General features: G+C 52.3%; 27 protein-coding genes and 1 tRNA gene. All 28 read right to left on the bottom strand.

Annotated elements, in window-relative coordinates:
• Positions 1-149: 149 nt before the first annotated feature.
• Positions 150-314 carry a hypothetical protein gene (locus QJ48_RS38225; RefSeq protein WP_167336427.1) on the bottom strand — a complete coding sequence of 55 codons (165 nt, stop codon included), beginning with the start codon at positions 312-314 and terminating at the stop codon, positions 150-152.
• Positions 315-398: 84 nt separating this feature from the next.
• Positions 399-1,178, bottom strand: a complete 780-nt coding sequence (locus QJ48_RS31960; RefSeq protein WP_054977371.1) for a protein-glutamate O-methyltransferase CheR — start codon at positions 1,176-1,178, stop codon at positions 399-401.
• Between the two features lie 18 nt (positions 1,179-1,196).
• Entirely contained in the window at positions 1,197-1,640 is a 444-nt protein-coding gene (ndk, locus tag QJ48_RS31965) for a nucleoside-diphosphate kinase (RefSeq protein WP_054977372.1), read from the bottom strand.
• Positions 1,641-1,883: 243 nt separating this feature from the next.
• Positions 1,884-2,858, bottom strand: a complete 975-nt coding sequence (locus QJ48_RS31970; protein ID WP_054977373.1) for a polyprenyl synthetase family protein — start codon at positions 2,856-2,858, stop codon at positions 1,884-1,886.
• Positions 2,855-3,718 (bottom strand): menaquinone biosynthetic enzyme MqnA/MqnD family protein, encoded by an 864-nt coding sequence (locus tag QJ48_RS31975; protein WP_054977374.1) that lies wholly within the window; start codon positions 3,716-3,718, stop codon positions 2,855-2,857. The genes QJ48_RS31970 and QJ48_RS31975 overlap by 4 nt, the downstream gene beginning before the upstream one ends.
• Complete coding sequence (locus QJ48_RS31980; RefSeq protein ID WP_054977375.1) at positions 3,711-4,316, bottom strand: UbiX family flavin prenyltransferase; 606 nt, start codon at positions 4,314-4,316, stop codon at positions 3,711-3,713. The genes QJ48_RS31975 and QJ48_RS31980 overlap by 8 nt, the downstream gene beginning before the upstream one ends.
• The gene (locus QJ48_RS31985; RefSeq protein ID WP_054977376.1) at positions 4,313-5,188 is read right to left on the bottom strand and encodes a UbiA-like polyprenyltransferase; all 876 of its coding nucleotides are present in this window, start codon (positions 5,186-5,188) and stop codon (positions 4,313-4,315) included. The genes QJ48_RS31980 and QJ48_RS31985 overlap by 4 nt, the downstream gene beginning before the upstream one ends.
• A 4-nt stretch (positions 5,189-5,192) precedes the next feature.
• Complete coding sequence (locus QJ48_RS31990) at positions 5,193-5,933, bottom strand: demethylmenaquinone methyltransferase (RefSeq protein WP_054977377.1); 741 nt, start codon at positions 5,931-5,933, stop codon at positions 5,193-5,195.
• 9 nt (positions 5,934-5,942) lie between these two features.
• Positions 5,943-6,806 (bottom strand): heptaprenyl diphosphate synthase component 1, encoded by an 864-nt coding sequence (locus QJ48_RS31995; protein WP_054977378.1) that lies wholly within the window; start codon positions 6,804-6,806, stop codon positions 5,943-5,945.
• An 89-nt stretch (positions 6,807-6,895) separates the two neighbouring features.
• Entirely contained in the window at positions 6,896-7,417 is a 522-nt protein-coding gene (locus QJ48_RS32000; RefSeq protein WP_054977379.1) for a hypothetical protein, read from the bottom strand.
• A 107-nt stretch (positions 7,418-7,524) separates the two neighbouring features.
• Complete coding sequence (mtrB, locus tag QJ48_RS32005; protein ID WP_054977380.1) at positions 7,525-7,746, bottom strand: trp RNA-binding attenuation protein MtrB; 222 nt, start codon at positions 7,744-7,746, stop codon at positions 7,525-7,527.
• Positions 7,747-7,834: 88 nt separating this feature from the next.
• Complete coding sequence (locus tag QJ48_RS32010) at positions 7,835-8,761, bottom strand: phosphatase PAP2 family protein (protein WP_054977381.1); 927 nt, start codon at positions 8,759-8,761, stop codon at positions 7,835-7,837.
• A 198-nt stretch (positions 8,762-8,959) separates the two neighbouring features.
• Positions 8,960-9,868, bottom strand: coding sequence for an HPr(Ser) kinase/phosphatase (gene hprK / locus QJ48_RS32015; protein ID WP_054977382.1), 909 nt, complete (start codon positions 9,866-9,868; stop codon positions 8,960-8,962).
• 178 nt (positions 9,869-10,046) lie between these two features.
• Positions 10,047-10,120, bottom strand: a tRNA-Pro gene (locus tag QJ48_RS32020).
• A 157-nt stretch (positions 10,121-10,277) separates the two neighbouring features.
• Complete coding sequence (gene yyaC, locus QJ48_RS32025; protein ID WP_054977383.1) at positions 10,278-10,886, bottom strand: spore protease YyaC; 609 nt, start codon at positions 10,884-10,886, stop codon at positions 10,278-10,280.
• 334 nt (positions 10,887-11,220) lie between these two features.
• Positions 11,221-11,493 (bottom strand): HU family DNA-binding protein, encoded by a 273-nt coding sequence (locus QJ48_RS32030; protein ID WP_010494971.1) that lies wholly within the window; start codon positions 11,491-11,493, stop codon positions 11,221-11,223.
• A 193-nt stretch (positions 11,494-11,686) separates the two neighbouring features.
• Positions 11,687-13,165, bottom strand: coding sequence for a stage IV sporulation protein A (gene spoIVA, locus QJ48_RS32035; protein ID WP_054977384.1), 1,479 nt, complete (start codon positions 13,163-13,165; stop codon positions 11,687-11,689).
• A gap of 254 nt (positions 13,166-13,419) precedes the next feature.
• Positions 13,420-14,145: a hypothetical protein gene (locus QJ48_RS32040; protein ID WP_054977385.1), complete on the bottom strand. Its 726-nt coding sequence runs from the start codon at positions 14,143-14,145 to the stop codon at positions 13,420-13,422.
• Positions 14,145-14,486 (bottom strand): 2Fe-2S iron-sulfur cluster-binding protein, encoded by a 342-nt coding sequence (locus QJ48_RS32045; protein ID WP_054977386.1) that lies wholly within the window; start codon positions 14,484-14,486, stop codon positions 14,145-14,147. The genes QJ48_RS32040 and QJ48_RS32045 overlap by 1 nt, the downstream gene beginning before the upstream one ends.
• Before the next feature lie 16 nt (positions 14,487-14,502).
• Complete coding sequence (locus tag QJ48_RS32050; protein ID WP_054977387.1) at positions 14,503-15,117, bottom strand: hypothetical protein; 615 nt, start codon at positions 15,115-15,117, stop codon at positions 14,503-14,505.
• A gap of 27 nt (positions 15,118-15,144) precedes the next feature.
• Complete coding sequence (locus QJ48_RS32055; RefSeq protein ID WP_054977388.1) at positions 15,145-15,438, bottom strand: 2Fe-2S iron-sulfur cluster-binding protein; 294 nt, start codon at positions 15,436-15,438, stop codon at positions 15,145-15,147.
• A gap of 15 nt (positions 15,439-15,453) precedes the next feature.
• Positions 15,454-15,633, bottom strand: a complete 180-nt coding sequence (locus QJ48_RS32060) for a DUF2768 family protein (RefSeq protein ID WP_054977389.1) — start codon at positions 15,631-15,633, stop codon at positions 15,454-15,456.
• Between the two features lie 113 nt (positions 15,634-15,746).
• The gene (locus QJ48_RS32065) at positions 15,747-16,025 is read right to left on the bottom strand and encodes a stage VI sporulation protein F (protein WP_036680703.1); all 279 of its coding nucleotides are present in this window, start codon (positions 16,023-16,025) and stop codon (positions 15,747-15,749) included.
• Positions 16,026-16,107: 82 nt separating this feature from the next.
• Complete coding sequence (locus QJ48_RS32070) at positions 16,108-17,157, bottom strand: NAD(P)H-dependent glycerol-3-phosphate dehydrogenase (RefSeq protein ID WP_054977390.1); 1,050 nt, start codon at positions 17,155-17,157, stop codon at positions 16,108-16,110.
• A gap of 24 nt (positions 17,158-17,181) precedes the next feature.
• On the bottom strand, positions 17,182-17,784 hold the full coding sequence (plsY, locus tag QJ48_RS32075) for a glycerol-3-phosphate 1-O-acyltransferase PlsY (protein ID WP_054977391.1): 603 nt from the start codon (positions 17,782-17,784) through the stop codon (positions 17,182-17,184).
• Positions 17,785-17,793: 9 nt separating this feature from the next.
• Positions 17,794-19,116, bottom strand: a complete 1,323-nt coding sequence (gene der, locus QJ48_RS32080) for a ribosome biogenesis GTPase Der (protein WP_054977392.1) — start codon at positions 19,114-19,116, stop codon at positions 17,794-17,796.
• Between the two features lie 178 nt (positions 19,117-19,294).
• Positions 19,295-19,477 (bottom strand): capping complex subunit for YIEGIA, encoded by a 183-nt coding sequence (locus tag QJ48_RS32085; protein WP_054977393.1) that lies wholly within the window; start codon positions 19,475-19,477, stop codon positions 19,295-19,297.
• A 5-nt stretch (positions 19,478-19,482) separates the two neighbouring features.
• Positions 19,483-20,397 carry a YIEGIA family protein gene (locus QJ48_RS32090; protein WP_054977394.1) on the bottom strand — a complete coding sequence of 305 codons (915 nt, stop codon included), beginning with the start codon at positions 20,395-20,397 and terminating at the stop codon, positions 19,483-19,485.
• Between the last annotated feature and the right edge of the window lie 175 nt (positions 20,398-20,572).

Here is a 20,572-nt window from a genome sequence, read left to right on the forward strand (position 1 = left end):
AAACGCTTTAGCGCTTTTATGTGCTGAGTCATGTGCTAATTATAGTATAGGCCTGCGGCTTTGACAAGAATATGCAAGAACAAAAAGAAGCGCCGGCCAAAGGCATGTAGCCAATGGCTGCGCTTCTTTCCGTGTCGGACGAAGGTATGTCAGCCTCCGGCCGGTTGTTTTTTTAACACTTGGGGTCGTTCCTGAGTCTGCGGATCATGAACCAACCCCATAATTTGCAGCGAATCGATCCCGAGAATTTGGGCGCATTCTTGCACCGAGATGAAGCCCCGACGGTAAGCGTTGATGACTTTACGTTTGTCCATGCGATTCCTCCTGCTGCTTTTCAGGCATAAAGGATCTGTCTACATTTTATTCATAGTATGGGATCGTATGGAAACGTTTATTCATTACACTTCCGTTTTACGGTAAAAAAACGTTTCGGCGGATTCCAGTCCGTACTGGGCCGGACTGAAAATCTGCTCAGTGCTGCCGACGAACAAGATGCCGCCAGGCTTCAACGCATTGGCAAATTTATGATACAATAAGTGCTTGGCTTCCTCTGTAAAATAGATCATCACATTGCGGCATACGATTAAATCGAATCCCGTATCGAACGTATCGACCAGCAGGTTTTGCTTTTGAAAGCGGATCGATTTTTTAAGCGAATCCGTAATATGATAAGTCAAATTTTCCTGACGGTAATATTTTTGTAAATATTTGGCCGGCACGTCCCGCACCGAACGATCCGAATAAATCGCCTTCTTCGCTTTTTCCAATGCGCCTTCATCGATATCGGTCGCCAGCACCACGCTGTCCTGCGCATTCAATTCCGCCAGGATCATTGCCAGCGTATAAGGCTCTTCTCCTGTCGAGCATGCGGCGCTCCAGCACTTCACCTTGCGCGATTTGCGGAGCATGTCCGGCAAAAACTTTTGTTCCAGCACTTCCCAACGGTTCGGATTGCGCCAAAACTCAGAGACGTTGATCGTCATCCGATCCAAAAACTCGTAAAACAGCTCTTTGTCCTTCGTCATCGCTTCGAAAAACGAAGCGAACGTCGTATACCCCTTTTTCATCCGCAGCGTAGTCAGACGGCGTTTCATCTGTGCTTCCTTATACTGGGACAAGTCGATGGACGTGTAGTCCTTGACTTTCTTGATGAATAACAGGAAATCTTTATCCTCCATGCCGCCATCCCCGCCTTATCAGATCCAAGTTTGTATCGCTTTGCTGTAATCGAGCAATTCTTCCGGACCGAAAAAGTTTGCAATTTCCCGTTCGGCGCTTTCCGGAGAATCGGACCCGTGAATCAAGTTCAAATTCGTATGGACCGCATAGTCTCCGCGGATCGTACCGGGCAGCGCTTCCAAAGAATTCGTCTTGCCGATCATCGTCCGGGACAGCGCAATAACCTGATCCCCTTGCCAAACCATCGCAAATACGGGCCCAGAGGTAATAAACTTGATCAAGTTATCGAAAAACGGCTTGCCCACATGCTCCGCATAATGCCTTTCCGCTTGCTCGCGGCTGACCTGCACCAGCTTGGCCGCAACCAATTGCAGCCCTTTTTGCTCGAAGCGGCACACGATCTCCCCAATAAGCCCTCTCTGTACCCCATCAGGCTTGACCATCAAAAACGTTTTTTCCATGTGTTTCTCCTCCTACCACTATAATAAAGTTTATTAGGAGATTGGTTTTTTGGAGTTAGTTTTAGGCATTCATCATCTATACAGGGTAAACATCGTCACGGAAAGTTTACGGCCGCCTTTGAAATCAAGTTGTTACCGCAAGGTATATTGAATACAACTTGAATTTCAAGAGCGGTGGAGTGGCGATGTTTACCCGGCTTACATACAGATGAATGCAGTTCTTCACGGTGTCAAACCAAGCTCCTAATAAGAACGGTTCCCCACAAAATGAGCAATGCTGATCAAATCTTTTTTCGCCTGGATATTGGGCAAGCCCTCCAGGGAACGAATCGCTTTATCTATGTATGCCGACGCCATCGCTTCGGCGCGTGAGATTCCCTCGCTGCGCCGGATCATATTCAAAAACGCGGTGATATCGGTTTGCCCGTCACAAGCCTCGATACGCGAGATTTCCTCCAGAAGAGCCGGACGAAGCTGCGGATTCTGAAGCGCAAAGATGACGGGAATCGTAATATTTCCCTGCTTAATGTCGCTGCCCGGCGGCTTGCCGATTTCTTTCTCCGTTCCGCACAAGTCGAGAAGATCGTCCCGGATTTGGAACGCCATGCCGGTATAATAGCCGAAATCGTACAGCCGCTTGGCTATCAACTCGGGGGCACCAGCCGCAATCGCTCCCAATTGGCAGCTGATCGCAAGGAGGAGCGCCGTCTTGCGCTTAATGCGCAGCATGTAGTCGCGGACGGTCTGCCCCGTGTGGAAAAAGAAGCGGATTTGTTCCATTTCTCCGATCGACATCTCGACCAACGCATTGGACATGATCCGATGGATGGACGGATCCGGCAGTTGGGTGACGATGCTGAGCGCTTTGGCAAAAATATAATCTCCGGCGTACATGGCAACCCGGTTGTCCCATTTGGAGCGGACCGTCAATTGACCGCGCCGCGTGTTCGCATCGTCGATGACGTCGTCGTGCACAAGCGAAGCCATGTGAATCAGCTCCAAAGGCACGGCTACGTACTTGACCCGCTGCAGATCATATTCCCCGAATTTGGCGCCAAGCAGTACGAAGACCGGACGAATCCTCTTACCGCCTGCTTTCAGCAAGTGCAGGGAAGCCTCGCGTAGCACCGGATGATCGACATCGATGCTCCGCTCCAGCTCTTTTTCAATCAAATTGATATCTTTTTTTAATTTAGCATATAAATCCAACAGTTTCATTCCGTCACCCGTACTACAGAATTGTCTTTCCATATTTGCAGAGGAACGTTCCGCTCCAGGAAACCAAGCTCCGCGGCATACTGATAATATAACGAGAGCCCGGCCCATTGCTTCGGACCGAATTCGTAGCAGAGTTCGGAGAAATAACGCTGCCAATAGGCCTCCGTCCCGCCAATCTGCTTTTGCGCGTCGCGAACCAAGGCCGCCGGATCGGCAAGCGACTTGCTCTTGCTCTCGAGAAAGGCCTCATAGATGCGGCTGACAAGTTCCGGATACTGTTCCACGGTTTGCTTCCGGATCGTGCACACGGCAAACGTCATCCACTGTCCGGTTAAGCGAGTCCATTCCGTCGCGAGATCGGTAACGAGATATCCGTTCTTTTCCCAGCTTGCCCGAATCGCATGATCGCCAATCAACAGCGCGGCATCTGCACTCTTCATCATCGGTTCAAGCTCCGGAGCCGCATACTCGTACTCGGGCTGAAGCCCGTAAAACTTGGTTAAAATAATTTTTAGCAAATTGATGGAGGTGGCGGAAGTCGTCGGGAGCGCAATCTTTGCGTCCCCCAGCTCCTCCAGCGGTTTTCGGTGAAAAAGAAGAATGGAATTGACCTGTCCGAAAGCGCTAACCGACATGTCAGGAAATACTAAATACTCATCAAAATTTTCTCCGTACGCAAATGACGAAATGGCTCCGATATCGATTCGTCCTTCGGCCATGGCGCGGTTCAACCCCGACGGCACCTGTTGAGTTACCTCCAGATCGTTGCCGAAGGAAGAGAAAGGAAAGTAATAGAAGAGCGGCCACACATTGGTGAAGTCGATACGGCCGATGCGCACGGACGCCTGGTTGTTAATCATTTGGCATACCCCATCTTTTATACAGTTGATGTTCGATCTCCATGCAGTCCAATATTTTCCCGACTACAAAATCGATCATATCGTCTAATGTCTGCGGACCTTGATAAAACGCCGGCATCGCCGGCAGGATACGTACGCCAAGCCTTGCCAGCTTCAGCATGTTCTCGAGATGAATCGCATGCAGCGGCGTTTCCCGCGGCACGACAATCAGCTTGCGCCCTTCTTTCAGCATCACGTCCGCGGTTCGCTCAAGCAGGTTATCCGAGGCGCCGTTCGCGATGCCGGACAAGGTGCCCATCGAGCACGGCACGACTACCATGCCCTGCGTCCGGAAAGAGCCGCTGGCGGTCTTCGCCCCGATATCCTGCACAGGCACGTATTCGAGCTTCCCCGCCCAGTTGTCGGACTCGAAGTGCAGACGAACGGTTTCCTGCCGTTTCGAGGCGTCCCAGCCGAGCTCTTCCTTTAGCACGCGCCATCCTGCATCCGTTACGATCAGATGAACATCTTCCCCCGCCGAAAGCAAAAAGCGGCAAAGCCTCACGCCATACGCCGCGCCGCTCGCCCCGGTAATGCCGACTACCCACGGTCTTTTCACCCGGTAAACACCACCAAATCGATCAGGGTGAACACAAACAGTGAGATGCTAAGCGTACTGTTCATCGTAAAGAATGCCGTATTCAATTTAGTGAGGTCCGTCGGCTTTACAATCAGATGCTCATACATCAGCAGAGCGTAGGAGACAAGAACCCCGATCAAGTAGACCCAGCTCAAATCCGTTAAAAAAAACAGGCTGATCAAACCTGCCGCAGTAACGATATGAAACCAGCGAGCGATGAGCAGCGCCTTAGGAATCCCGAACCGGGCCGGAATCGAATGCAGCCCTTCTTCCCTGTCAAATTCGACGTCCTGCGTCGCGTAGATGGTATCGAAGCCGGCCAGCCAAAAGACGATGGCTACGTAAAACACGAGCGCCGCCAGCGAAAACTCCCCTGTCACGGCGATCCAGCCGCCCAGCGGCGCGAGCGCGACCGTCATCCCCAGAATCAAGTGGCATGTCCACGTGAAGCGCTTCGTGTAAGAGTAGAACACCAGAAAAAATACGGCAACCGGCAGCAGCTTCATCGCCAGCGGACTTAAATGATAGGCCGCCCAGAACAAGCATACAAACGAAATAATAATAAAAATGATAGCTTCTTTTGAAGAAATCAAGCCGGCCGGTATCGCCCGCATTGCCGTCCGCGGATTTTTGGCATCGAACACTTTGTCGATGACCCGATTCAGCCCCATGGCTGCGCTCCGCGCCCCGATCATCGCCAGCAGAATCCAGCCGATCTGCCCCCATGACGGGAGATGGTTAAAGGTTACCACCGAACCGAGGAGCGCTCCCATAAAAGCAAACGGAAGCGCGAAGAGCGTATGCTCGATTTTGATCATTTCCAAAAAGATTTTGGTCTTTCTCCATACCATGTTGTCAGACATCTCCCTTAGATCCATTTGCCGCTTGCGGCTTAATGCCGATGTGAAGCGCCGCGATCCCGCCGGTCAGTGGGTAAGCCTCGACGCAGGTCAAACCGGTCTTTCGGAAAATGTCGGCGAGCTCCTTATGGTCCGGGAAGTTCTTAAGCGATTCCGGCAGCCATTTGTACTGCTCGTACCGTTTGACGATCAGTTTGCCGAGCAGCGGCAGAACCTTTTGAAAATAAAAATAATAAATCGATTTGAACGGCTGCCAGGTCGGCTTGGACAGTTCAAGCGAGACAACCATTCCTCCAGGCTTCACCACCCGCTGCATTTCCTCGATGACCTTGACCAAATCGGGCACATTGCGAAGCGCAAAGCCGATCGTTGCATAATCAAACGAATTATCCTCGAACGGAAGCGCCATGGCATTCCCTTGCACGAGCTTGATCTGCTTGTCCATTCCGAGCCGCTTGATTTTTTCGTCACCTACATCCAGCATGTTCTGGCTAAAATCGAGGCCTACGATATTGCCGGTACCGCTCGCTTTAGCAAGGCTGATCGTCCAATCGGCAGTGCCGCAGCACAGATCGATCGCCGTTGCTCCCGGCTTCACGTTTATTTTTTTCATCGTAAAGCTTCTCCAGGCTTTATGCTGGCGAAAGCTCAAAATGTCGTTCATCAAATCGTACTTCGGCGCGATGCTTTCGAAGACGGAGTGAACGAACTGTTCCTTGGTCGATTTCATTTCCATAAGTTCACCTCAAACTTCTTGAGTCGCCCGCGGGGCCGATAAGTACCTGCGAAACGGTTCGCCGATCGACAGCAGCTCTGCACCTAATTTCTCCGGTTCAAGCGACTGCAGCTTGTCCTGAAGCTCCTTCATGCAGGCATCGAGCATTTGCTGCAGCTGCGGCGTTACCTTGTACTTCAGCCATAGCGAGCGCCATTTTGCCGGGTCCGGTTCCTCGCTTTGCAGCAGCTTCTTTTCTTCCCGTGTCGCCTGCTGCAGAACATGCCAAAAGCCCCAGCTATCCCGATACGGCTGAGACGACTCGGACCGGACGATTTCCTGATGCAGCACCTCGCAGCGGGTAAACAGGCGAAGCACCTCAGGCCAAACGACGTTAAAACGCTCCTCGAGCAGATTGGCGAAGGACAAAAACAATTGCGTCTTCACTTCTACCGACTGCCGAATGTAATCATCCGCCGTAAGCTTCAGCTGCTTCATCTTGAGGTACAGGTTCATTTTGAGGCGGTTGGCCTCGCATATCGCTGCGGACAGTATTCCGATCAAATCAATCTGTCCGGAATGAGACAGCAGGTAATAAAAACGGCTGCTGAAGTAGTCTCCCGCAAGCACCTTGAGCTGCCGGGAGCGGGCGGATTTCTGCTCCTTGGCGTCGTTGGTTACGCTGACCATATCATGCGTATCCAGACCGAGCTGCACAAGGGATGTCACAAGCGCGTAAAGCTCGCTGTAACCGGCTAATGTGCTGTGTTTATTTAAAAAAGCATACAGAAGCCGGGTGCGGAATTCGGGAAAGAGCGGCAGATCCGTATGCTTTTGAATCATGTCATGCTCCGTGTATTTCTTGGCCATCTCCGGAATCCGATAAGTGTTCATATGTAAGCCTCCGAACCGATAAGAAAAATCTCTTCACTCGCAATCTAAACTATTATAGCATAATCGAATTATTTTCGCATGTACCCGGATCAGCTTTTCGGAGTAAAACGCTCCTGCCATTTCGAGGTATACGTCATCCGAAAGCGGGTATCCAAATACTGTTGCAGCTCCTCCGCGTTTCTGGAACGGGGTCCCGCTTCGTTCGGAAGCCATCTCTCCCGCCTGGCGTCCACCGCTGCCAAGGGCTGGGGATTCCCTTCCCGGTCCCCGGAGGCATCCAGCACGCGGACCAACACCTGATTGATATTCGTAGACGAAGCGAACATCATCGTCGGCACTTCGTACATATCGCTGAGCATGTCGGATTTGTCGCTCGTTTTTACGGCCAGCAAATCGATCGACACGACGGCATGATTAACCTCCACCCGGCGAATTCTTAAATGAAGCTGCATCTTCGATACGACGTCGACAATATTGTTTTCGGATACGGGATGCGCTTTAACGCTTCGAAACACGCTAACGCTCTCATCCAGCTGTGACAAATAAGACAATGCCGACGCTACCGCTATCGATAAGGCTGTAATGATTAACAAACGGGGAGCCCATTTCATCCCGAACCGCTTCCTCCTTTTGACGGGGTCCGAATGCTTGGCTTATGCCTCGTCTGTTACATTGTACAACGAAAAAAAGCAGGCTATGCCTGCCGCTATCCGAAAAATTATTCCTCCGTGTCAATAAGGCCGAATTTCGTGACCACAACCGCTTTCCCACGGATTTTGATAGCTGATGTATGTTCGGTAAATTGAGCGATCATGATCTCGCCTTTATCCAACTTTTCCGTATGATGAAACCGGGTATCCTGCCCTCTCGTCAATCCGATGACCTGTACTCCGTTTTCCTTGGCTTTTACCACAAAATATTCGCTCTGACTCGCGTCCATCCTGATTCCCCCCGGGGCTAATCTGTCCAATTACCTTTATCATGCAGAAAAATACTCGTGCTGTCAACTCAAGAGAAAAGCCGCCCTCTTAGGCGGCTACCGTTTTCTCTTTGGCGTAAGCTTGATCTTTTTTGTTGTAGAACCCTTTGAACCAGCTCGGTACGAGCTTGGAAGCCAAATGGATGATCAAATCGGCAAGCTTCACGACACCGTAAGCAAACAACATGCCCGCAATAACGTCGAGCACCCAGTGTATCTGCAGATACATCGTCGAGAAGATGATCGCGGAGCAATAAGTAACCATCATGTATTTGAAAATGCGGTCTTTCTCCCGAAGCGCCAGAAGCAGCATGGCGAACGAAATCGACGTATGCATGCTCGGAAAGCAGTTCATGACATTGACCAACATGTCGTTTTCCGTGGCAAACTTGCGCCCGAGCAAGTCAGGCTGCCCCTTTACCCACCATACCTCGCGAAGCAAAATCAAGTTGTAAAACGGCAGGATCAGCGGAAACTGCATCAAATGTCCGGATAAAGCGTAAGACATCATCTTTTTTACGCTCTTGGTCCAATAGCTTCGGACGATGCAAATCCAGAGCGAAAGCACGAAGCCGTAATTATAGATCCAAACCATGATCTGGTCGAACACCGGGTGATTGATCGCCCGGGCCCATGCCGCATCGTTGAGGGGGATGCTGTTCATCATGTCATCCCATTTCAATGGATGACGATTGTTTTCGAACATCCAATTGGCAATTTTCCACCATACTCCGCTACCGGAGCCATAGAAATAATAGAAGACGCCAAGAAGTGGGATGCCAACCACAAAAAAACGTTTCCAATCGACGTCAATCTGATCTTTGCGGACGCCCATCAGACATATGAAAAGCAAGACCCAGCATTCCAAGCTCCAATTGCCGACCACGCCGATACGCCAAACCAAAAAGATCGATGCCAGAATGCCGTACATCGTCCAATCGTTTGCTTTCGACCATCGTCTAAGTTTTTCTGACATTTTCGGTAACTCCCCCTAAATACTGTACCTAACCCGCATGTTGCATACCCATTTCGTGAAATAAGGTCAACTTAGTATAACAAAAAAAAGATGATTTTGCTTCATAAATTTTTTACATTTAAGAAAAGCTTCAGAATTAAAAAACACGGGGCAAATGTCCCGTGTCGCTTGCGCCTCGCACTGAATCGCCGGCTTCTTTCAGTCCTCTTGCAGACGCTTCATGAAGTCCTCTGCCGCGCTGTAGCCCTGCTGCTTGAGATACCAGTTGTTGGCCGCCGCTTCTACCAAGCCGGCCACGTCGCGGCCGGGCTGAAGCTGGATCTCGATGTGCGGAATCTTGATGTCCATATAATCCGAAAACTTCGGTGCCAGCTCCAATTCGTTATTGAGCGCATTGTCCTGCCACTTTGTCAGCTCGATGTCGAGAACGATCCGCGTCTCGTCCTGAAACGCTTTGCGGCCGTACAGGCGGGAAACATTGATAAGTCCTATGCTGCGGAGGGCGAGAAACTCTTTTGTCTTTCCGTTATGCGTGCCCAGTAGCGTCTCCGGGCTGATCTTTTTCAGCACCACGATATCGTCCGCCACCAGCCGATGTCCCCGCCGAATGAGCGTATGTGCGGTCTCGCTCTTCCCTACCCCGGATTTGCCCCGGAGCAGAATGCCGATCCCGGATACGTTGACACAAACCCCATGCACGGCAATTTCCGGCGCCATCGATTTGGTCAAGAAAGCATCCACCAGCTCGATGAATTTGGTCGTCGGCTGAGGCGTCCGCAGTAAGGGAATGCCCTCTTCCTCGCAATATTTCATCAAATATTTGAGCCCTTCCTGATTGCGGGTTACGACAAAGCACGGCGGATGATATTTTACGATGTTTCCGATCCGGTCATTGCGTTCCTCTTCCGTGAGCGTATGTAAATAAGTGATTTCTTTGCTACCGAGCACCTGCAGGTGGGACTGCGAGAAAAAATCGAAATACCCGACGAATTCCAACCCCGGACGGTGGACTCTGGTCTTGGGAATCGTTCGATGGAGCTGCGTAGCCCCGGCCAGTACTTCCAACGAAAATCGTTTTACCAAATCTTCTACTGTTACAGATTTCACCCGTTCATCCCCCTTCGCCTTCTACAACTATGCCAAACGGAATCTGCTAACTAATTCTACATAAGCGAGCGTTTCCCTCTTCGGCTTCCCCGACCTATAATTAGATTTGGAGAAAATAAAAACCGCTTCCTCCGGCGGATTTCAGCCGCCAAGAAAGCGATTCGGTCGTAACGTGCTATCGGAGTAGCGGGATTCGAACCCACGGCCTCACCCACCCCAAGGGTGCGCGCTACCAGACTGCGCCATACCCCGACAATATAATAGTGCTTTATGCCCGTAAATGCTTATCGGATACGGTGTTTCGTTGTTTTGCGAATCACATCGTAATCTCTCAGCGTAGGTCATTATAGCACGTTAAACTGACCCTTGCAAGTCTATTTCGCATACCCTTGCGTAAATTTTTCCATTTTCACTCTAAGCGAACGCCTCCTCCACGGCTATAGCGCAGACGGTCGCGCACCTTTCTCAAAGACAGCTCCGACTCTAGCGGAAATACGTCAACAAGGGCTGACGTAATCTCCTGCGCCATTTTGATTACACCAGACAAACGCGTCGTGTGAAGAACGTCGATTTCCCGGCAACCACCAACGTTTACAACGCCCGTGACACAATAATGGCCGACGTACGGAAGGTCCGTTCTTTTGACGCCACCCCCCGGCTTAATGGATCCCTTATAAGCGGTCATGCTTCCGACATATGCCAACTGCCCTAATGTAGCGTCGATCGCGATAACCTCCTTCCCGATTGGCAGTTGTGTCAGTTTTTCCGTCAAGTTGATCGCGTGAGCAGGTTCATCGATTGTTCCCACTACATTTTTGTATCCAAGTCCAGTCAAATAGGTGCCGACAAACGGACCAAGCGAATCCCCTGTACAGCGATCCGTACCGATGCATAGAAATACAATGTCATTTACATTCAAACTGCCAGGGATCAACGAAAGCAGTGTGGTCATAAGCTCCTCTTTCGTTTTAATTCCGCTGATCTTAACGCCTTCAAGTGTATTCTCTTGTGCCGTCATAAAGCGGACACCTCCGTTTTTCTGCGTTGCGCCCCGCTCCGATTACGACAAGCACTCGCCGCACGACCGTGTACTTTCATTCACCAGTCCGAGGTTAAGCTTTAATACTCGGGTTCAGTGGCTGCATATTAATTAGACGCAGCAACTGAAAATTTCTCACACTTTACTGAAAAAAATAACGCCATAAAAAACGCCTCCCATCCATGGTTTTAAGGAGAGACGGCGATGTATTTGCGTGATTTTCAAAAGAAAAAAAACGCCCGAATCGCATTCGAGCGCCTTTTCGTGCCGGGGAACCGGCTCCATTATGTAGAAAGCCTAAAAGCCGAAGAGCTTACTGGATTCCGTCTCTCAGCGCTTTGCCAGGTCTGAAGGCCGGGATTTTGCTGGAAGGAATTTCGATTTCTTCGCCGGTTTGCGGGTTGCGGCCTTTGCGGGCGGAACGCTCACGAACTTCGAAGTTGCCGAATCCGACCAATTGTACCTTATCTCCGCTTTGAAGCGCCTCGGAAATAGCTTCGAATACGGCTTCAACCGCTTTGGTTGCATCCTTTTTGGAAAGCTCCGTGGATTCCGCTACCTTGTTGATCAAATCGGATTTATTCATGCGATTCACCTCCCCCCGAAACAAACGAGTCCGTTACTTTCTTTGTTAACCGTTTCGCCGAAAAATATACATTCGGAACGATGCAAAGGTGAAAGAAACAAGATTATAGTAATACACGCGTTAACCATTTTCAAGTGCAAACACAAAAAATGCACCCTTTGGAGTGCATTTTTCACGAAAAATGAGAAGCATCTCACAAAATGATCGCAATGAGGCCGCCGGAGCCTTCGTTTATAATCCGTCCAAGCGTTTCCTGAAGCTTGTAACGCGCGTTGTCCGGCATCATAGCCAGCTTGCCTTGAATGCCTTCGCGCACGATCGAGTGCAGCGACCGTCCGAAAATATCGGATTCCCAGATTTTGAGCGGGTTGTCCTCGAAATCCTGCATCAAGTAACGAACGAGCTCCTCGCTTTGTTTCTCTGTCCCGATAATCGGCGAGAATTCCGACTCCACGTCGACGCGGATCATATGAATCGACGGTGCCGTCGCCTTGAGCCGGACGCCGAAGCGGGACCCTTGCCGGATAAGCTCCGGTTCATCGAGCGCCATCTCCGCGAGCGTCGGCGGGGCAATCCCGTAGCCGGTCGTTTTGACCATTTCGAGCGCTTCGGCGAAGTGATCGTATTCCCGCTTGGCATGCGTAAAATCCTGCATGAGCTGCAGCAGATGATCCTTGCCGCGGATTTCCACGCCGACGACCTCCATAAGTATACGGTCATACAACTCGTCGGGCGCGTACAGATCGATTTCCGCGACCCCTTGCCCCATATTCATACCGGCCAGCGCTGCTTTATCGATAAACTCGTATTCCTCGAAATGACTGACGACCCGATCCACGTCGCGGAGCCTGCGGATGTCCTGTACCGTCTCACGGACAGAGTTCTCGAAGCTGGAGCGGAGCCAGTGATTCTCCTCCAACACCATGACCCAGCTGGGCAGATTCACATTGACCTCGTGAACCGGGAATTCGTACAGCACTTCGCGAAGCACGGACATCATGTCGTCCTCACTCATATTGGCAACGCTCATCGCCACGACCGGCACGTCGTGCTTCGCCTGAAGCTCGTTGCGCAGCTCAATCACGGCATCGCTCTGCGGGCGGGTGGAGTTCACGATGACAATGAACGGCTTTCCAACTTCTTTTAGTTCGTTTATGATACGTTCTTCCGCATCGACGTAGGAGGCGCGCGGAATTTCGGCGATCGAGCCGTCCGTCGTAATGACGACGCCAAGCGTCGCATGCTCTTGAATTACCTTGCGCGTGCCGATTTCAGCGGCTTCCTGAAACGGAATCGCTTCATCGAACCATGGCGTGTTGATCATCCTGGGGCCGTTCTCATCCTCATATCCTTTGGCGCCTTCGACAACATACCCGACGCAGTCGACCAGTCGAACGTTGACATTCAGTCCTTCAGCAACATGCAGCTGCACGGCATTGTTCGGTACGAATTTCGGCTCCGTCGTCATAATCGTCCGTCCGGCGGCGCTTTGCGGCAATTCGTCGGTTGCCCGGATCCGGTCGGCTTCATTCTGGATGTTCGGCAGCACGATCGACTCCATAAAACGCTTGATGAACGTTGATTTTCCCGTACGGACCGCTCCAACGACCCCCAGGTAAATATCCCCGCCAGTACGCTCTGCAATGTCCTTAAAGATATCCACTTTTTCCAATGAGAATCCCTCCTACAGGTTGTTTAAGACGAAACTCGTACACGCTTTGGACTAGTACAAATATATGTACGGCGGTTCAAAATATGATGACAGGCGCAGAAATAATTTTCACCGGAAATCCGGCTTTACCGTGTTCGCCGCTTGCGTCCTTAACTTCATCCCTGACAAATATATGTAGGAGATTCTACGATTATTCTAGCTATGGCAAGAAAAAAACCTCTATCACCTTGGCTAGAAGGTTGATAGAGGCTAGGTTAGAACGATTCCGGGATGGGAACCGGCTTATTGTCTTTCCACATGTAAGCAAACGAGCGCGCAGGGACGAAATACGATTCCTGAACGAGCAGCGCGCGGAGATCCTGCTTGGCATCAAGTTTGCTTTGAAGCTGTTTCTTATCGATAAGCCGCATTATTTCAGGCGCATAATCGATGGCGACCTGCCCCGATTCGCTCATCAGGAACGGAAGCTTTAACGAGCGCGTATACATGCTGGTCACTTCCAGAGGCTTCCGGTTCAGCTTGGCGTAATCGATGGCGAAAAAGCCGGGAGCGACCGGCTCCCCTGCCGGCAGCGTGCCCGTCTTCGATTTATAACGGTCCACCTCCTGCTGCAGTTCGACCGTCTGCTGGAACGAAGGCAAATCCATCATCTTGACCGTCGGCTTCGTCTCCGCCTCGATCATAACGTAGGTCGCCGTCCCTCCGTTCTCGAACGCATTGGCAGGCACTTCGCTGATGTAACGCCCTTTCAGCTTTTTGAAATCGATCGGATTTTGTTCATACAGCGGCGTGGTCGCCTCGAAGTTTTTGATCGGCAGCACGCCGGTTTTCGCCTTATATTGATCGACCGCGTTCTGAACGACGATCATATATTCGCCGCTCGCAATCTGGTTCTCCTTACGCATCCCCTTCGGATACATGCAGCCGCCGAGCAGCGTGCAGACCAGCAGCAAAGACGCTGCCTGCAGCCAACGCTTCATCACCATTCCTCCTCCTGCTTTTCCAACTGCCTGCGTATAGCGCTCTTCAACGGATCCTCCGGCACGAGCACGGTGACAGGCCCGGTGATTTTCGCTTGGCAAGCGAGACGATAGCCGTCCTGCTGCAAGCCGCCAAGCTTCAGCGCCTCATTGCGGTTCGGCTCGGCCAGCCCCGTGCCGGCGTTCTCCGTCACGCGAACCTTGCACATCAGACAAGCCGCCTTGCCCCCGCACCGGGTGCGGATATGCACGCGGGCGCGCCGGGCCGCATCCAGAAGCGTCGTGCCCGGTCTTGCTTCCAACGTTTTGTTATCGGGTAAAAAAGTAACTTTCGCGGCCATACGCGCTCTCCTTCCGTTAACTCATCGCTTTCGGGTCGAGCAGCGTACGCAGCCTGTCGGCGAGCTCCCCGCTGAAGCGGTTGCGGGCAATCAAATCCTCCAAAGCCAGCCTGTGACGCTCCGGCTCCTGGACTCGGCACACCCTTGCAATCGCTTCATAGCGGTCCGGGCGATCCCGCAGCACGTTAAACACCAGTTCGTGGGCCAGCGGCATTAACCGGACGGCCTCTCGTTCGCCATACGAAACAGCAAGCGCATGCGTCCGCGCCAAATACTCGGCTTCCACGCGATATTCGCTATCCATCGCCCGTACCTCGAAAGCCCCGACCAGCTCCACCTTGACGCCGTTCATCTCATAATGGCTAAGAATCGACCGGTAAATGGGCGTTTCACTCTCCGTCTGATCGTCAGTCGCGTACCGTCGGAGCGCCATATGCAAAGCCTCCGCATCGCGCCGGTCAGCGTATAAATCCAAGTCCCTGGGAAGCGCGTCAAGCCGCACGCCTTGCAGCAGCAGACCTGTGCTGCCTCCGACCAGCCAAATTGAGTCAGATTCCCGTGTATGTACAGCAAGCTCGGAAAAAATCTCCTTGAGCCGTCCCGGCACCGTGCCAAGTTGTTGAGTATTCATCTTATCATCCTATGCTAAGCAAAATGGTCAAAAATAAGGCTTATGCGCAACCGCGATCACGCCCTCGCTTTTTACTTTCGCCTGACAACCTAACCGAAATCCCTGCTCCAGCTCTTCCGGCTCCAGATTGTCCAGCTCCTCGTCCGTCGGAGCGTTCAAATGCTCCATGCCCTCGCTTACTTGACAGCGGCAGCGGGAGCAAGTGCCTCGCATGCAGGAGAAGCCCCAATCCACTTCCGTCTTCAGCGCCAAATCCAAGATCGTGAACCCGGTCACCGGTTCGATCGATTTCGTTACTCTGCGTCCTTTTAAAGTGATCATAAGCTGCCAAACTCCTTACAGTAGGGATACGACCATATAAATAAAGATCGGGATAAACATCAAGAACGCGACCAACGACAGCACAAACCTGACAATGCCCGTCGTTTTATTTCTCGCAAACGTGATCAGCAGCGAAGCGAGAACCATGAGACCGATCGCAATAAAAGATGCCCACATTTTGTCCAACGGCGACATAATAAATTTTCCAACCCCTAGCTTGGTAACGTAATTGACTCCATCATAACACAAAAAAAGCACAAGCGCGCTTGACCGGCGGCTCATGCCATAAAACTGTTAAAAATGTCACCTTACTTCTTCATGATCATCTTCATGAGCTGTTCCAAATTGTCCGTACTCACTTTGCTGCTTTTGATCGCTTGGATCAGCTCATTCGTCGTTTGATCCGAAACGGGAACATTTACAAGGCCCGCTACTTGCTTAATCAGCTGCCGCAGCTGCGTATCGCTCTGCAGCGTGGACGGCTTAACCCCGCTCGCAAGCTTGTATATATCTTTCTCGGAGACGCTTTTGCCGGTTTTTTTCTTAACCACATTGAGCACGTCTTTCGGCATGTTTTTATCTGCCATCGTTGTCCCTCCTCAGACTGGTTATGCAGTAAAGCCTGAGGTAGTATATGTGGAAAAGTTGCCGTCGGTATAGGCGTTCGCCTTAACGAAGCCAACCGTTTTGAGAATCGTCGGCGATTTCTTCGGTTTCGTGCCGGGGACCCCGTCCCATCAAATGCTCTACAGCCGTTTTCGGTTTTTTTCCGTTAAACAGGACGTCGTACAGCTGTTCCGTAATCGGCATGGAAATCTCATAGCGGCGGGACAACTGATAGGCGGCCTGCGTCGTTTTGACGCCTTCTACGACCATGCCCATCCGCTGAAGCACTTCTTCCAGCGAATGTCCCTGTGCCAGCATCGACCCGGCCCGCCAGTTGCGGCTGTGCCTGCTCGTGCACGTAACCACCAAATCACCGATTCCGGCCAATCCCGCGAACGTCAACGGACTCGCCCCCATCGCCGTCCCAAGTCTGGCGATTTCGGCCAGTCCTCGGGTAAGCAGAGCCGCTTTGGCGTTATCTCCGAATTCTAACCCGTCGCTGAGACCTGCTCCGAGCGCAATAATATTTTTGAGCGCGCCGCCAACCTCGACGCCAATGACGTCAGGGTTCGTATATACGCGAAAATACGAGTTGATCAACAAATCCTGCGCCTGCTCGGCGGCTTCTTTGTCCAGCGAAGCAACGACGACCGTCGTCGGGCATTGCTTGATGACCTCTTCCGCATGGCTTGGCCCGGACAGTACGACCAGCCGGTTCGAATCGTAGGATGTCAGCTCTTCCGCCAACACTTCGCTCATGCGCTTTAAGCTGCCGGCTTCGAATCCTTTGGTTGCATGGACCAGAAATGAATCGGGGCTCAAATGCGGTTTAAGCTGACCGGCGATATCCCGCATGGCCGAGGACGGTGCTACAATCACAACGGCTTCCGCATCTTTCACGGCTTCTTCCATCGAATCAGTCGCCCGAATCCGCGAAGACAACAAAACCTCGGGCAGAAACCGGCTGTTGCGGTGCTCCTCGTTAATCTCCCGTACCTGATCGCGGTTGCGCGACCACAGCAGTACGTCGCGGCCGTTATCCGCCAGCACCGAGGCAATGGCCGTTCCCCAACTTCCCGCTACCAGCACGGCGGTTTTACCGGAAACCGGCATGAACGAACACCTCCGTCTATTTCGTCAAACTTGTTTTTTGGCACCAAGCTTGTTCTCTTGTCCTTTTAACAGCTTCACGATATTGCTCCGGTGCTTGACCCAAGCGAATACGAAGAGAAGCAGGCTAAGCGCGAAAATTTCCCGGGATCCGACCATAAACCAGATCAAGATCGGCAAAAGTGCGGTAAACAATAGCGATCCCAGAGAAACGTAACGCGTAATAGCAATAGAAACAATAGCAACAATCCCGGCGATAAGCGCAGGCAAAAAGGCAAGTGTCGCCATCACTCCGATCGTCGTCGCAATGCCCTTGCCTCCCCGAAACCCGAAAAACACGGGCCAATTGTGCCCGACGATGACGCTGATCCCCGCAAGCACTTCAAACAGCGGATCGCTCCCGCTCAGCCACGTGCCGATCCAGACGGCCGCCACGCCCTTCAGTACATCCAAGAGAAGCACTGCGATGCCCGGCCCTTTGCCGAGCACCCGCAGCGTATTCGTAGCCCCCGCGTTCCCGCTTCCGTGTTCGCGTATATCGATGCCTTTCAGCAGTTTGCCTGCCAAATAACTAAAGCTGATCGAGCCGAGCAAATAACCGATCAAAAGTGAGAGCAAGCTAGTCAACACGGTTCTCCCCTATTCCTCGTCCGATTTACGACGCGTAAACATGCGCAGAGGAGTACCCTCGAAACCGAACGCGCCGCGAATTTTATTTTCCAAATATCGCTGGTAGGAGAAATGCATCAGCTCCGGATCGTTCACGAAGAAAATGATGGTCGGCGGCTTGACCGCCACCTGTGTCGCATAGTTGATACGCAGACGTTTCCCTTTATCCGTCGGCGGCGGGTTGATAGCCACGGCATCGGACACGACATCGTTCAGCACGTGCGTCGCCACGCGCGCCGCATGCTGCTCGGCTACATTGGTCACGACCGGGAACAGCTTATGCAGCCGCTGCTTCGTCTTGGCCGACAAAAACACGACGGGAGCATAGGTCATAAACAAAAAATGGTCACGGATTTTTTGCGTGAACTGATGCATCGTTTTGTCGTCTTTTTCCACGATATCCCATTTGTTCACAACGAAGATCGCCGCTTTGCCCGCCTCGTGCGCATATCCGGCGACATGCTTATCCTGTTCGATAATGCCTTCCTCGCCGTCGATGACGACCAGCACGACGTCCGCCCGCTCGATCGCCTTCATGGCGCGCATGACGCTGTACTTCTCCGTCGTCTCGTATACTTTGCCGCGCTTGCGCATCCCCGCCGTATCGATAATGACGTATTTTTGGCCGTCTTTCTCAAAAGGCGTATCGATCGCGTCGCGCGTCGTTCCGGCGACATTGCTGACGATGACGCGCTCTTCTCCCAGGATGGCGTTGACGAGCGACGATTTCCCGACGTTCGGCCGGCCGATCAAGGCGACCTTGATTACATCCTCGCCGTACTCTTCCTCAGTCGTGTCCGGAAAATGCTTGATCACCTCGTCAAGCAGGTCGCCGATTCCCGTGCCGTGAGAGCCGGAGATGCCGACGACTTCGCCGAAGCCGAGGCTGTAGAACTCGTAAATATCGTCCATCCGCTTCAGATTGTCCACCTTGTTGACGGCAACGATAACCGGCTTTTTCGCCCGGAACAGCATTTCCGCGACTTCGCTGTCCGCCGGCGTAATGCCCGCTTTGGCATCCACCATAAACACGATGACGTCCGCTTCCTCGATGGCAAGCTCCGCTTGAACGCGAACGGACTTCATGATCTGATCTTCCCCGTCGATCTCAATTCCGCCGGTGTCGATGACGCTGAACTCGGTGTCCAGCCACTCTCCCCTGCCGTACAGCCGGTCCCGGGTAACCCCCGGTTTATCTTCCACAATAGCCAGCTTATCGCCGATAATACGGTTAAACACCGTAGATTTGCCCACGTTCGGACGGCCGACAATCGCTACGATTGGTCTTGCCATGCACTTCATTCCCTTCTTTGACTACCGCATTGTTGCTTCATGTCTCCCTCCGCCCGTTCGGCCAAGGGACGTTATGTACAAAGACAAGCCTGTTTTCAAGGCTTGCAAGCTCTGATATTATATCAAAATCGAATTCACAAGTAAATGAACGAAACGTTAGCGGGCAGCCTTCCAGCCATTAATGCTTCACTAAAATAACGATCCCGTTCTCCAAATCGTGAGCCGCCGCATCCAAAATTTTTTCCAGCTTAAAGGCTACTTGCTGCTGATGATTTGCATCGTCCGCGATAAAGATCGGAGCTCCGCCGGCCACCGTTTGCCGGTTTGCTTCCGTCGCCACCACCGCCATAATTTGTCCCATTAGCGCTATCCTCCCGCTTTTCCGCCGGTTTGCACATGCGCTTCGCTCGGCATCCGCACCGCGCTTTCCAGCACCGGCGAGTTCATCGCGACTTGCCGGGCTTTCTCCGGATCTTGCTCCTGCGGAAGCAGCAGCACCGCCAGCCGCCCGTCATTCATATCCAGCTTGGCCAACGGAACGAGCGCCGGTTCGCCTTCGTCGCGATGGACGCCCATGATCGTTGACACGTCATGCAATAGCGCCTGCCGCTGTCCCGGGTTAGCCAAGGTAACCCTTGCATTTTTATTTTTCGGCACAAGCACAAGACCGATGGCTTTTTTCCGGATGACATTTTGCGTATCGCTTAATCCTACGTTCATGATATAGATATCGTCAACGAACAGATTCGGTCCGTCGAGCCGCACCTGGCCGATGTTTACATTTGCAATGTGGGACAAGGTTTTGCCCGTCTTGAACATATTGGTGACCAGAATAGCCGCAATACCGGCCACGATCCCCCAATACCAGGGGAACACGATACCGAAGAACGCCGTGGCAAACGCGGTAAAAATGACTAAATAGTTGCGGCCTTCAAACACCATTGCAATCCCTTCGATATAGGTCGCTCCCCGCGGCACCAGCTCCAGGCTGTCAATCTTGCTCAGCGTCTGGCGCTCCATATTACGAACGTCCCGGAACTGCTGCGCCGCCATAGCCAAAAACGTCATGGCCGTATAATTCTTATCCAGCAGCGATGGGACAGCAACCGATCCGAGCCCCGCCGCAATGACGCCCAAGGAAAGGTGAATGATTTTGCCGTGAGGATAAGTCGGATATTGCCGGTAATCGGTCCGCAGCATCGTCAGCCGGGCCAGCACACCGAACACTACGCCCAGTATGATTCCTACGGTATATTTTTGCTCCACCAGCCAAGCCCACACGTCGATCGCGTCTCCTTCCTTCTCGGGCAGCAGCTTCTGCCTGTCAATCGTTCTCCGGCTCTCTGCCGGTCCTCATCCTTTGCCGCACTCGCTTAAGTGCCAGTTGGGTCCCCGCTACTACTCCTTCCAGCAGCAGGGAAAAGCCTCGGGCCGCAAAGGCTGTCAGCCACCACTC

The sequence above is a fragment of the Paenibacillus sp. A3 genome, from assembly GCF_001399685.1.
GTDB lineage: Bacteria > Bacillota > Bacilli > Paenibacillales > NBRC-103111 > Paenibacillus_G.